Origin of the sequence: Mycolicibacterium iranicum, assembly GCF_002101705.1 — a bacterium.
GTDB lineage: Bacteria > Actinomycetota > Actinomycetes > Mycobacteriales > Mycobacteriaceae > Mycobacterium > Mycobacterium iranicum.
In genome coordinates this window covers 194664-208099 of sequence record NZ_LQPC01000002.1, presented here as the reverse complement: position 1 = coordinate 208099, position 13436 = coordinate 194664, and the positions used below count along the sequence as shown (strand labels likewise).

Annotated in this window: 8 protein-coding genes; 6 read left to right on the top strand and 2 right to left on the bottom strand. The window is 60.4% G+C overall.

What is annotated here, in order from left to right; translation table 11 throughout:
- Positions 1-772: 772 nt before the first annotated feature.
- Positions 773-2170: a toll/interleukin-1 receptor domain-containing protein gene (locus AWC12_RS00915; RefSeq protein WP_207576355.1), complete on the bottom strand. Its 1398-nt coding sequence runs from the start codon at positions 2168-2170 to the stop codon at positions 773-775.
- Positions 2171-2460: 290 nt separating this feature from the next.
- On the opposite strand from AWC12_RS00915, the gene AWC12_RS00910 reads away from it, so the two are divergent.
- On the top strand, positions 2461-4413 hold the full coding sequence (locus tag AWC12_RS00910; protein WP_165762747.1) for an ATP-dependent nuclease: 1953 nt from the start codon (positions 2461-2463) through the stop codon (positions 4411-4413).
- Positions 4367-6169 (top strand): UvrD-helicase domain-containing protein, encoded by a 1803-nt coding sequence (locus AWC12_RS00905; RefSeq protein ID WP_337360662.1) that lies wholly within the window; start codon positions 4367-4369, stop codon positions 6167-6169. The genes AWC12_RS00910 and AWC12_RS00905 overlap by 47 nt, the downstream gene beginning before the upstream one ends.
- Before the next feature lie 1842 nt (positions 6170-8011).
- On the opposite strand, the gene AWC12_RS00900 is transcribed toward AWC12_RS00905, so the two are convergent.
- On the bottom strand, positions 8012-9466 hold the full coding sequence (locus AWC12_RS00900; protein WP_085171713.1) for an aldehyde dehydrogenase family protein: 1455 nt from the start codon (positions 9464-9466) through the stop codon (positions 8012-8014).
- 514 nt (positions 9467-9980) lie between these two features.
- On the opposite strand from AWC12_RS00900, the gene AWC12_RS00895 reads away from it, so the two are divergent.
- From AWC12_RS00895 to AWC12_RS00880, 4 genes are all read left to right on the top strand, one after another.
- Positions 9981-11342, top strand: a complete 1362-nt coding sequence (locus AWC12_RS00895; protein ID WP_085171711.1) for an aromatic ring-hydroxylating oxygenase subunit alpha — start codon at positions 9981-9983, stop codon at positions 11340-11342.
- Between the two features lie 75 nt (positions 11343-11417).
- On the top strand, positions 11418-11894 hold the full coding sequence (locus AWC12_RS00890; protein ID WP_234813783.1) for a hypothetical protein: 477 nt from the start codon (positions 11418-11420) through the stop codon (positions 11892-11894).
- Positions 11891-13213, top strand: coding sequence for a cytochrome P450 (locus AWC12_RS00885; protein WP_085171709.1), 1323 nt, complete (start codon positions 11891-11893; stop codon positions 13211-13213). Before AWC12_RS00890 ends, AWC12_RS00885 begins: the two co-directional genes overlap by 4 nt.
- Positions 13210-13404, top strand: coding sequence for a ferredoxin (locus tag AWC12_RS00880; protein ID WP_085171707.1), 195 nt, complete (start codon positions 13210-13212; stop codon positions 13402-13404). The genes AWC12_RS00885 and AWC12_RS00880 overlap by 4 nt, the downstream gene beginning before the upstream one ends.
- Positions 13405-13436 lie beyond the last annotated feature (32 nt).

The window sequence follows — 13436 nt, the reverse complement described above, 5'->3', positions numbered from 1 at the left end:
AAAACCCCGGCCGATGGCCGGGGAATCTGTAACCGATGACGCGACTCAGGTGTAACCCATCACCCGACTCATCACAGGGTGGAGCTAAGGGGATTCGAACCCCTGACCCCCACACTGCCAGGACCGGGCAGGTCCCGTGAACAGGCAGGTTAGCGGACAGAATGCAGTGTAGTTGGTGTGGTTGGGCGCGCGACTGTCGTCGGCGTTGTCGTCAAAGTTGTGGTCAAATGCTGCAGCTCGCGGGCGGTGTTTCGTACGCTCAGTCACAGCCCACGGAAGCACATCCTGCCCGCAATCACGGCGTCAGGTCGGCCCCGAGTGCCGTACCGCCATTTCTTGGTGAGGAGGTCGCACGAATGGTAAGTAGCGGCGACTTCGAGGATGAGGACCACAGGAGATTTCTCCGCCTCGAACAGCGATCTGGCGAACCCGTCATTCTGTCTAGGGCCGCTCTTGAGCTCAGTGCATTCGCGGCTGCGGCAAGCGTCCGAAACGACACACCCGGCTTCGTTGGTGATGACTACCTCAGCGCCGATACGTCCCTGACGGCAATTGAGCTCGTTGCTGCCGGACAGTGGGTCCGTGTAGGCAGACGCTATGAGATCACCGACCCGGATGAAAGGGCTCTACTTCAGCGGCTGCACCGTGAGCAGCTCGAAGGCGACGACTGGCCCAAGTCACCGGCCGAGTGCTCCGACCACATGAAGGGACCGAACTCGCGCGGACGGTGTTGCAAGTGCGGGACGTCCCTACCCCTGGAGGATCGAATCTTCTAACCGCTTCGGTCCTTTCGTCTCGCAAAGTAGGGACCCAGAAAGGCCGGAGCTAGAAGCAACTCCGCGAGTGCATCACCGCTCTCGGGAAGGCCGAGCAGACGCGCGCTGAAGGTCATCCGATGCGCAGCATCCTCGATTGCCTCCCGACTCGGACGGTAGGTGTCGATCGACTCGGCATCCAACAACTCCGTAAAAAGCGCACCGTCGAAGCTGCCTTGCTGATATCCGAAGTCGACAAGCCGATTGACTGCGTTCTCAGTCCAAGGCCAAACACCCCACGCAGCCATTCCTGAAGTTAGAACTGTCCGAATCTGAGCGGGCAAGAACGTGCTCTGGCTCGATAACAGCCACGCCGCATACTCCGGCAGCTCGTAATAGCTCGCTGACGGACCGCTGATCGCGCCGTAACCCTGGAAAAAATCACAAGCGATACCGCTCGGGCTGTAAGACGCCAAGTCCGGATCTCGCAAAACGTATTGGTCGTCGCAGCGAGGCGGGTGCTTCGGGCTGCTGGCTCCTCGTAGCTGAGAATCCCGAGCGCGCGACTCGACCACCGAACGCTCGTACAGCGCGCCGAATACATCCTCAAACTGACCACCGAATCCTGGAATGGTCAGCTGCGGCGCGTAGACGCCGAGGTAGTGAGGAAATTCGTGGCAAGTATCCGCAAGACCCGGCGTCTCTTCGATGAAGGTATGAACCCGCTCGGGCGGTGTGACCTGCGTGATGGGGATTTCGTCAGCAGCGCTTTGCCACGCCGTCTGCATCGCCGTATGCGCCAATCGGCGTCCCCTTTCCGCCGGCACCGAGGAGGGCTCCGGCAACGGAAAACCCCATCTGCCCCAGCCCATCGCCGACTGCCAACCGCCCTCCACATTGTTGGACTCCGACGCGGCTGCGACGTCCAACCACCAATCGTCTGTGACCACAGGCGGGGTGTAGCCGATCTCGATGAGGTGATCGCGAGCGATCACCAGGGTCGAACCCTGCGGACGGATGACCTCACACAGCTGCCGCACTACCTGCTCGATACCGCTGCCACTCGACGAGGCGAGTTTGTCGGCAAGCGGTGGCGAGTAGGCCAAGACCTCGGCACGCGTCACTCCGTGCCAAACAGGCAATAGGATTCCTCGCTCCTCAATGTCGCGGGCCACCAGGCCATCGAGTTCCCATTGCGGCCAGCGCTTTGCGAAAAAGCTCGGGCTGAGAACCACTACACCGAAACGTGATCGACTCAGGCCTTTATCGATCGACTGTCGAAGGGAGTCACCGACACGGAGACTGAACTCGTCGTACCACACCTCCACATGCTCCTCACGAAGCCTTTCAGCGAGCGGTCTAACAAAATCAGCCTTGTCTTCGCTAGCGTGCGAAATAAAAGCGTCGTAGAGCACCCCAACCACTCCCCCAAGGCGTACGCGACGTCAAGAATATGGCCAGTATCCGCCAGTCACGGGTAGACGAGCCACCTTCCGCTGATTCTGGGCAAAAACGCCTCGCCTGTCGAGGCCAGCTGGCTCGATCTGCGAGGCAGGAAACTCGCGGGCGTGTACCGCGCTCACGCGCGACGAGGCACTATGTCACCATCCACTCGTCTGCGCCTTTCACGGTCGCCACCACTACTTCCAAAAGTCCCTCAGCTCAAGCAAAACCGCGATCAAGCGCTGTACTGCCTGATCCCGGGGTGAAGCTTCAGCGCGCGAAGACCATCCGTAGTGGAAAACAATTACCGCGTGTCCGCGCAGGCATCGTTGCCATCAGGCGTCAGTATGGCCGGGTGAAACTTGCAGGCATCGGCGCTAAGGGTTTCCGGAACCTATCCGGATTCATTCCCTTGTATCCAGGTCTCGCCGTCGTCGTTGGCGAGAATAATGCGGGCAAATCAAACCTGATCGATGCCTGTCGTCTCCTATTCGAACCGGAGGTCGGGCCAGCCGCACGCCTCTGGATCACCAAAGGTGACTTCGCGCACGACGGGCACGGAAATCGCACGACCGACACTTTCGAACTGGAGGCAGTCTTTACCGAACTCGCCAGCGCCGAGCGTGCCCGCATGGTTACTTGCCTGTCTCCGTCGCGGGGCCCAAGCTCCGCGCGGATTCGTCTGCGGGCGACACTAACGAGCAGCGGGCGGGTCCACACGGAATGGTTTGGCGGAGACTCCGATCATCCTGACATCGAACAATATGCACGCGAGGCTGTGAGCTTTACTTACCTGCATCCTTTGCGAGATGCGGCGTCCGATCTCCGTCCGGGCCGATCGAATCGCCTCGGCGAGCTCGTCGGAGCGTTAGCCCCGGAGGGGCATCCAGATCGCAGTCAGATAGAGAAGATTATGTCGGACGCCAACAGCAGCCTGTCCGAGGTCGAAAGCGTTGGCATTGCCCAGACGCGTGTTCAAACGCGGTTGTCGGAGCTAACAGGTGGTGGGCGCCTAAGCCAGTCGTCCGACCTCGTCTTTGCAGAACCTCGATTCGACCGAGTCATCACGGCACTCCGCGCCCGCGTCGGATCAATCGGACCGGTCGAGATCACCGAAAGCGGACTTGGCTACAGCAACATGCTGTACATGAGTGTCCTATTATCTGCCCTCGAAGAGCCGTCAGATGCGGCATTGCGCTTATTGCTGATCGAAGAGCCTGAGGCACATCTGCATCCGCAGCTACAGGATCTCCTGATGCGGTTTCTCGAAACCGCCAGTGCCGCAGACAGTCAGGTGGTTGTGACCACCCATTCTCCAAATCTCGCCAGCGGAGCCAAGGTTGAGAGGCTAACTGTCCTAAGCCGCAGCGACGGAGGCGCAGAACTCTTCGCCCGGTGTATAGGCGAGTTTGGCCTTGACACTGGGCATCTGAAGCACCTAAGACGGTTTCTCGATGTAACAAAATCGGCGCTACTCTTCTCTCGGGGCGTAATTTTGGTAGAAGGGCTGGCAGAGCAACTGCTTCTTCCCGCCATGGCAGATCGGCTTGGAAGGTCTTTATCGGAAGCCGGCGTCTGCGTTGTGAACGTTGACGGCCTCGCTTTCCGGCCATTCATCGAATTATTCGGCCCGGACAGACTCCCCATTCCCTGCGCAGTAATCTCGGATTCGGACCCACAGGAGGTGGATCCGGTGCCATCGGAAGTGGATGCAAACGTTAGCGATTTACCGCCGACTGAGGAGACCGCGTTGGCGGAGTCTGCTGGCGACGATCTGAGTGAAGAGGAAGCTGTCGCGGCAGAGCTGTCAGCGACGGCAAAGTCGTTGGTGGCGTTGGGCGGAGATCATCTCGGGGTTTTCCTCGCCGAGAAGACGTTTGAGTGGGACCTCGTCAAAGCTGGTAATTGGGAGGTAGTTCTTGAGGCCTTCAAGCACGTGAAACCACGTGTTTCCGGGTGGCTGAAACGAGATTACGTCACGTCCTCGTGGGCTGAACGTGCGGATGCATTCTTAGCTAAGGTGGAGGACGAGAAGGGCAGGTTCGCTCAGGAGCTTGCAGCCGAAATCGACCCACCGGTGGCCTTCACCGTACCTAAGCACGTTGAAGACGCGATATTTTGGGCCACATCGAAACAAGTCATTACATCATCCGAGCGTGCCGAATCCGATGCTGCGTCGTTGCAAACCGCAACGGCCGACGACACGACCGTCTGATGCTCCGATGTATCCACAACCCGAAGCGTCGCAGCTAAGTCGAAAGCAGCAGCAAGCCGTCACACACTCGTCGAACTTCATTTTGAAGGCGTGCCCTGGCAGCGGTAAGACGCAAACGACGGCTGCGCGGATCGCCCGCCTGATGAGTGACGAAATCGCCGTCGCTGCGTGCTCCTACACCAACGTTGGCGTTGATGCTGTTCGAAATGCCCTGAAGATTCAGGGGCAACACGTTATTCAACCTCTCCACTTCGTCGGCACCCTGCATGGATTCCTTCTTCGTCACGTCACATATCCTTTCGGGCACCTGCTCTACGGCGTGACGCCGCGACTGCTTCGAGACGAGTCGAGCCGTTGGCCTGTCGTTGATCTCAGCGACACCGCAAGGCGAATGGTTCCGCTCCCCTTGTTCAGAATGCGTCCTGACGGTTCCATGCGGATGACGAAAGTGCCTCAGAACGTCGGGTTGAGCATCGATGCGGTCTTGTTACGCGGTTCGGCTCGCGCAAGGGAACTCAAACGCGAGATGGCCCAGAAGGGTTGGGTGAGCTCAGACGACGCCATGTATGTGGCCCTCCGCGTATTACGTGGATACCCGGAGATAGCGCGAGCCGTCGCCGGGCGGTATGGCGAGCTGATAGTTGACGAGGCACAGGATACGAACGCTGTGCAACTGGAATGCCTGAGCCTGCTGAAGAAAAGCGGTGCCCTCCGCTCGTTGGTCCTCGTCGGTGACACCGACCAAGCAATCAGCTCGTTTGCGGGTGCGACGGTGGACGGATGCGACCGACTTGCTGCGGATTGTGGGCTTCAGTCGCTGGATCTCGATGAAAATTTTCGATCGTCGCAGCGGATCTGCGATCTCGCCCACCGGTTCTCATCGCGTCCGCACCCCGACTTAGCAGTGGGACGCGATGCTAGTCATGCTGTAGATCCGGAGTTCTTGGTTTATCCCGTCGGGGATCCTGCGCGCGCTGTTTTGGCGTTTATGGATCGACTAAGCCAGCTAGGCGAGGATTCGGCGGAATCGGCGATTCTTGTCCGGGGCAATGACTTCCGCGACGAAATCAACGGATCGCGGAATACGGTTAAGGTGAGTTCTCGATCACTCGCAATGGGCCGCGCCGTTGCGAAGCTCCGCGGATCCCACACGTTGACTCGACATGACATCGAGTCGATTGATCAGATCGTTGCTTTGGCCGCCTTCGGCGAAGCGGAGTTCGTCGATCGATCGATCGACGAGCGGATCTCGATCCGAAATGCAAGCACCAAGCTGTTGGCTGACGCGCCATCGCTGGATCAAGATCTTCAAAGCTGGATCCGTGGCGTAGCAGCGTTGCTCACCACGGTTTCGCGGGCCGTGGCGGACCAACCGATGCGCAGCGGGGGCACTGTTCTCCGAACCTCGGCAGCACATGCGGGGTATTCGGCGCAGGCGAGCTTTCAGACCTCGCCGCAATCGATGCGTGCGCAAACTATCCATGACATCAAGGGTGAGTCACGCAACGCTGTGCTCATCATTCTGGACCGCAAACCCCGAAACTCGCGGACAAACCGACTACCGCAGAGTGATATGTGGGCCAGCCAACTTCGTGGATTGCCAGTGGATCCCAACGACACGGAGGAAGTTCGGATAGCGTTCGTGGCGCTGACACGAGCACGACGATACTGCCTGGTTGCCGTGCCAGATGACAGTACCGAAGAGTCAATCTCTGCGTTCTCTAACGCGGGATTGATATCGATGCCAACAGCCTGAACACGGCGAGGGCTTCGCTCGTGCCAGAGAACCAACGCCGGGGTGGTGGACTGCCGATCCTTTGATAGGGGGCTGATCGTTCGGAGCCGCCGTGCGCCCGGACTGCTGCGTGTCTACCCTCGCATTACGACTTCGACGTATGCCCCGTTCTCCGAGGGAAGACGGAATGTGTTGGTTTCTGATGCCCTTAACCACGACGAAGATCTTCGCGGGCGGATCGCCTAGTTCTATCTCATTCGCGGCCTTTACCTTCCCCAAGTAGCTGCCGTCGAGGTCGTCCTTCCGGCGCATAGTGAAGCAATCGTGTTCAGAGGCGTCCAGGTAGTTCTTCCACCAGTAGTCGAGTTGCGCTCTGAGCGCATCGAGGCTTGCGATCGCTGACGCGCTGAGGGGTCTGTAGCAGGCTCCTTTGTCGACCTCCTTAGACCCGGCGAGTCTAGGTGACGTTTCAGCCGTCGTTGACATCATCACCTCTGACAGCGACTGACTTGGCTCTGCAAGGAGGTTTACCTGGTCATGAAGCAACATGCTTTTGACCCAAGATTGCGAATGTTCCCGAAAGTCTTCCCATCGGGATAGAAAACGGCCCCCTGGAGTGATCTCTGGGGGCCGTCATACTGGTAGCGGGGACAGGATCCGAACCTGCGACCTCTGGGTTGGGAGACAGAAATCTAGAATTTCGGGGTATCCGATATTTCCCATTTGTGCAGCTCAGTGCCGTTTTACGGTCCGAGCAGTTCCGTCGGATTGCACCCGTTTTGGGCCGTTTCGCGGAGTCTTGTTCCCAAATTTGTTCCCAAAGATGTGTTCCGCTGTGTTCGTCGGTACGTTCGAGATCGGCGCGACGACCGTCCGTACCAGCGCTGCCGGCCCGCGATCTGGCCACCACGGCCGACTGCCTTGGTACCCGGTACGTCAGGGGCTCCGATACCAGAACCGCTGATCACGAGTCACCGGCTCCCCGGCCGCACACGTGTGCACAGACCCCGATCGTCAGCGACGCTGCGTACTGCCAATCGTGTCCAAACCTCCTTAGGAGCAAGCGAGAACGGCGCTGTGCACTCGTATATGCGGAGGAACCCGGCCTTCGACAAGGGATTTGCTCTTGGTCAACCCGACATAGATTATCCGGATTAGAGCAGAGTTTGCACCGTCGGTGATTCACTCAGGATTTGGGACATTTGATGTCTTGTTTGAATGAATCGCGGTGGTGGTGTTCTGTTGCTATTGGCGGCCCCGGGTGGCGACGCGGGTAGGTGTCCACTGTGGAGATATTCGAATGGGGAGGGTCGTTCTTGATCTGCCGACGACAACACGGCCCTGGCGGCTGCCTTGAAGGCCCGGGCTGCCACACTGACCTGGTGGCGAATCGGCCGTAACCGGTGTGCAGTCGGCACTGGGGCGATGCACGGCGTCCCGAGGATCGTCACTTCGTGGCATTCGCGAAGGAGTTCCGGCGAAAAGTGCAGTATCGCAGAAAGATTCGCGTCGGGCCTGGTCATAATCGCGATGCTATAGGGAAGATGTTGTGGTTCGGGTGCTGCATAGTGCAGGGCGGCACCCAGGATGTTGAGGGCGCGTTCGGTGGTGTCGCCAGTATCAGTCAAGGTAGCGCTAATGTGCCATCCGGCCAGTGCGCGGTCGCAGAGCCAACCGCCAGCGGAGCCGATGAGATCGGCGGCGTTGGGTGCGATGACGTGAAGGCGAAGTTGCCTCATCCCAAGCGGCCACATGGCGAGAATGGGCGCGGCGTGGGCGGAGTGCTCGTCGGGTACCAACGATCCACACGCTGTAAGCGCTGGGGGAAGCGAGCGGAGATCTGCTGTCATGCGGCCCACACGGTTACAGTTGTGCCCAAACGGTTTTGGACTGGAGGTAGGTATCGATACCGGCACGACCGGCTTCGTAACCCCAGCCGGATTGTTTGTATCCGCCAAACGGCATGGAGTGGTCGAACGTCATTTGGCAGTTGAGGGTGACGGTGCCTGCCTGGATTTCTTTGGCGATGCGGTGGGCACGGCCAAGGTTGCTGGTCCACACGGTGGAGCACAGCCCGTAGGTGGTGTCGTTGGCGTATGCGATGGCCTCGTCGTCGTCGTCGAACGGCAACACCGTCACTACGGGGCCGAAGATCTCTTGTTTATAGAGCCGGCTGGTAGCGGGGTCGACATTGGTCAACACGGTGGGGTGCACGAAATAGCCGGTGCGGTCCAGGCGATACCCGCCGGTGACGATGTCGACACCATCGGACTTGCCGTCGTCGAGAAATCCCATGACCCGGTTCAGTTGTTTGGCGCTGATCAGCGGCCCGATCATGCTGCCCTCCTCTGTGGGGCCGCCCAGCTTGAGGTTGTTGGCGATGGTCACGATGCCTTCGACGACCTGATCGAAGACGCCGCGCTGCACGAAAATTCGCGATCCACAGATACAGCCTTGTCCGGAATGGATGAAGATGCCCATGGCGGCCATAGTGATCGCCATGTTGAGGTCGGCGTCATCGAAGATCAAGACCGGCGATTTTCCGCCGAGCTCCAGGGTGACCTTTTTTAGGTTGCTGGAGGCAGTGCGCACAATTTCCTTGCCGACTTCGGTAGAGCCGGTGAAGGCGACCTTCTCCACGTCGGGGTGCGCGGTGATCGCGGCGCCGGCGGTGTGGCCGTAACCGGTGAGCAGGTTGACCACTCCGTCGGGCACACCGCCTTCGGCGAGGAGTCGGTCGAGCACGAGCGCCGAGAGCGGTGTCTCTTCGGCGGGTTTGACGACGCTGGTGCAGCCAGCGGCCAGCGAGGGCGCCAGCTTCGCGCAGTAATTGAATACCGGTCCATTCCACGGGAAAATCAGGCCGACCACGCCGTAGGGCTCTTTGAGGGTGTAGGCGTGCAACTGCGAATTGGGGCCCATGACGCCGCCTGTGTTCACGTCTGCGGCAATGCCTTCGATTTTGGTGCACCAGCCGGCGTAATAGCGGAACCACTCGGCCCCGACGGCGGTGATAATACGGGCCTGCTCGGGTGGAATGCCGGCGTTCAACGATTCCAGTTCGGCCAGGGTGTCGGCGTTCCGGTCGATCAAATCCGCGACACGCCAAAGGATTTTGGCGCGTTCGCTGCCGGGCAGGCCGCGCCACACCTTGGCCTCATTGGCGGCTTTGGCGCGCGCGACCGCGTCGTTGACGGCGTCTTCCCCGCAGTCAGTGAACTCGGTGATCTGCTCTTCGGTGGCGGGATTGATGATCGGGATGACCTCACCGGTGCCTGGGCGGTTACGGATTTCACCGAGTACAGCCTGCACGTTCACGGGTTCTCCCTTGTCAGTCGTCGTTGACAGCGACCCAGCATAATTATTCGTAAGCGTATTTCCGATACAATCATGTATATCAGTTCGTGTAGGGCCTAGTGCGGTCAGCGGGTAGTGGCGACGCGCACGTGCGGCCAGCCGGCGACGCTTTGCATCGTTCGGTGCGGCCCTGATCTCAAAATGAACTCCTAGCGAGGCGCGGAATGAGCAGATGCCACAGCGCGATGACGGCTTTCATCGGATCCACTGCATCACCCATGCAGCTATTGCACCTGGTCCCCCTGTTTCGCAGGTGCCGGATGGCAAAGGGGGATTGCCACGAGCAGCGGTTATCACATACGTTTGTGTATACGAAATGCAGAACTGTACAGTTGTGGTGCCGGTCACGTCGCGGCGTCTCCCAATGCGCAAAGCGCGCCATCGCTAGAGAGCTGCGGCAGTCACGGCCAGCGCTTAGCAGGGCGATTCGGGCGGCTGCCGGACCGGCCGGTTTCAAACGTTAAGGAGGACAGGTATGTCGCCGACCAAGGCAGGCGAATGGGTCGAGACGGGAACGAGTTTGGCGTCGATCGATCCCGACCAGTATCGAATGAATATTCCGACCGACCGGTACACCTCGACCGAGTACGCCGAGCGTGAGCGTGAGCAGATCTGGGCCAAGGTGTGGCGGGTCGCCGGCCGGGTCAGCGAGCTTCCCAATGCCGGGGACTGGAAGGAATACGCCGTCCTGGATCAGTCGTACGTGATCGTCCGCGGCAAGGACAACCAGATCCGCGGGTTTGTCAACGCGTGCCGTCACCGCGGCAACCGATTGTGCGCCGGGACGGGCAACGCCAAGCGCGGACTGCTGTGCCAGTACCACCTGTGGTCCTACGACCTGGACGGCCGACTCAAAGGGGTGCTGCGCGAAAAGGAGAACGTGCTGACGCCGGTGGACAAGCAGGGCCTGTCGCTGTTGCCGGTCTCGGTGGACACCTTCGGCGGATTCATCTTCCTCAATCCCGATCCCAACGCCGAACCCTTGAACGACTATCTCGGCGGTGAGGTCGCCGAATTGCTGGAGCCCTACAGGCTTGGGGAAATGATCACCGTCCTGGATGTAAAAGAGTCCCTGGACTGCAACTGGAAGGTCGTCATGGACGCCTTCGAGGAGGGCTACCACATCTCGGGCATCCATCCGCAGCTGCTGCGGGTGATCATGATCGACCCGGCGAAGAGCCGCTACAAATTCTTCGATAAGCACAGCGTCTCGATGGCGCCGTTCGAAGTCGCCAACGCCGAGAAGTACGGCCCCCGTGAACAAGTCGAGGGCATCCTGGAGCTGCCCGAGACGTTCCCGTCGGTGCAGATGGTGTTGCCCCGCTTCCAGGAGCTGGTCGCCGACTACCAGAACGGTGAGGACATCGCCTTCCCCGAGGGCGTCACGGCGCGGACCCTGCTTCAGCAGGCCACCCGAGAGACGCTGACGGGCATGGGATTAGACGTCAGTGGCCTGACAGATGCGCAAATGAGCGACAACCACGGCTGGGTGTTGTTCCCGAACTTCTTCATGACTATCCGCGCCGGCGAGGCCACCATCATCATGGCTGAGCCGCATGACAGCGGCGATCCCAACAAGTGCTTCTGGCACATCATGAGTTTCATGTGGCTGCCCGAGGATCTGCACAGCGGCTTCAAAGCCGAACCGATCGAAGTCGACGAGCCGGGCAGCTACAAGTACTTTTTGGCGCTGCAGCAGGACTACGAGCAGATGCCGCGCCAGCAGCGGGGGCTGCGCAACGACCGGCTGGAATTCATGTCGCTGGTCAAAGAAGAGATCGTCATCGCGCACTACCACTCGGTGGTCGACCGCTACATGGCCGCCACCGGACAGTAACCGAAACAACGCAATCCAGTTACCAGCGGCGGACGGTTGTGCCGTCCGCCGCCCACCGGCGAGAAAGACGAGCACATGGCCACCGGGATGACCGACCTCAACACCATTATCGATACCGTCGAGGGCAACGCCCGCACGGTCCTGCAGTACAGCCGCGTCGTCGAGCAATTGGTCCAGAAGGCCAAAGAGCCCGGCTTCGACGCCGCGACGTGGCCGCCGCTGGCAGAGCTCGTCGACACCGAGGCGTTCGTGCGGGTCGGCAATTTCAAAGAGGTACAGAACTGGCAGCAGTACACCGAGTTCCTCACCAATTGGGCAGGTTCGGCGGAGTGGGCGTGCACGTTCAAGCGCATCACTGAACACGATGCTGTCGTTTTCCTGGAACTTGAAGAGCGCAGCGAGGTCGGCGCGTTCTCCAGCGTGGTCAACTCGCTGAGCGTCTACGAATTCAGTGACGCCGGCAAAATCACCCACATCGACGTGTACCTGCAAATGGAACTGCCCAGCCCAGAGCTGCTGGCCGGCTATGACGGAGTGGACATCGCCCGATGAGCCACCCGGTCACACCTCCTGGGGAAACCGCCGCCCCGCCAACCGATATCGACGCCCGCGACTTCTTTCTCGACAACACGCTGCTGCACGACCCTTACGAGTATCTGGCCGCGATGCGCTCCCAGTGCCCAGTGCGCCGCGAACCCCATCACGACGTCATGATGGTCACCGGCCACGCCGAAGCCCTCAAGATCTACAACGACACCGACAGCTTTTCTTCCTGCATATCGGTGACGGGACCCTTCCCCGGGTTCCCGGTCCCGTTGGAGGGCGACGACATTTCCGCGGTCATCGCTGAATACCGGGACGAGCTGCCGTTTAACGACCAATTGCCGACCTTCGACCCGCCGTTGCATACCGCCCACCGCTCACTGTTGTCACGGATGATCACCCCCAAACGGCTTAAAGAGAACGAAGACTTCATGTGGCGGCTTGCCGACCGCCAATACGACACCGCCCTGACCGGCAACACCTGTGAGTACATCGCCGATTTCGCCTCCCCGTTCGCGATGCTGGTCATTGCCGACCTGCTCGGAGTGCCCGAATCCGACCACCGCGACTTCGCCCAGGCGTTGCTGACCGAGACCGGCACCATCGGCAGCAGTGACGGCGACGCCCTGCATCACTCGCCGCTGCAATTTCTCTACCAGAAATTCGGCACCTACATCGACGACCGCCGCGCCGTACCCCGCGACGATGTGCTGACCGGGGTGGCATCGGCGACCTTCCCGGATGGCTCCACCCCGGAGGTGATTGACGCCGTGCGGGTGGCGGCGAACCTGTTTGCCGCCGGCCAGGAAACCACCGTGCGTCTACTCAGCGCAGCAGTGATGATCCTGGCCGAAGACCAGGATCTACAGCAGCGGCTGCGCGGCAACCGCGATCTCATCCCGAACTTCCTTGAAGAAGCGTTGCGCTACGAAAGCCCGGTGCGCGGCGACTTCCGGCTCAGTAAGGTCCCGGTGAACGTGGGTGGGGTCGACATCCCGGCCGGCACTATCCTCATGCTGGTCAACGCGGCGATCAACCGCGACCCCCGCCAATTCCCCGACCCCGATGTGTTCGACATCGACCGCGCCAATGCCCGCACCCACACCGCTTTCGGTCGCGGGGTGCACAGCTGCCCCGGAGCACCTCTGGCCCGCGCCGAAGGCCGTGTCAGCCTGGAACGACTGTTCGACCGCACGGCACGGTTCTGGATCGACGAGGAGTTTCATGGACCAGCCGACGACCGTCGCTACCGCTATCTGCCGACGTTCATCCTGCGGGGGCTCACCCGGCTTCACGTCGGATTCGAACCCGCGGCAGCCCGCCCATGATCGTCGTTGTCGATACCGACCGCTGCGCTGGACATGGCATCTGCGTGTCCACCTGCCCCGAGGTCTTCATCCTGACCGACGACGGCTATGCCACGGTCGGCGCCGACGCGACGCCGACGGCGTGGAGAGACGCGGTCGAGACCGCGATCGCGCAATGTCCCGAGCACGCTATCTCGGCGTGTACCGCCTGAACCGGCCACCGCGGGCTGAGATTCACACGAGG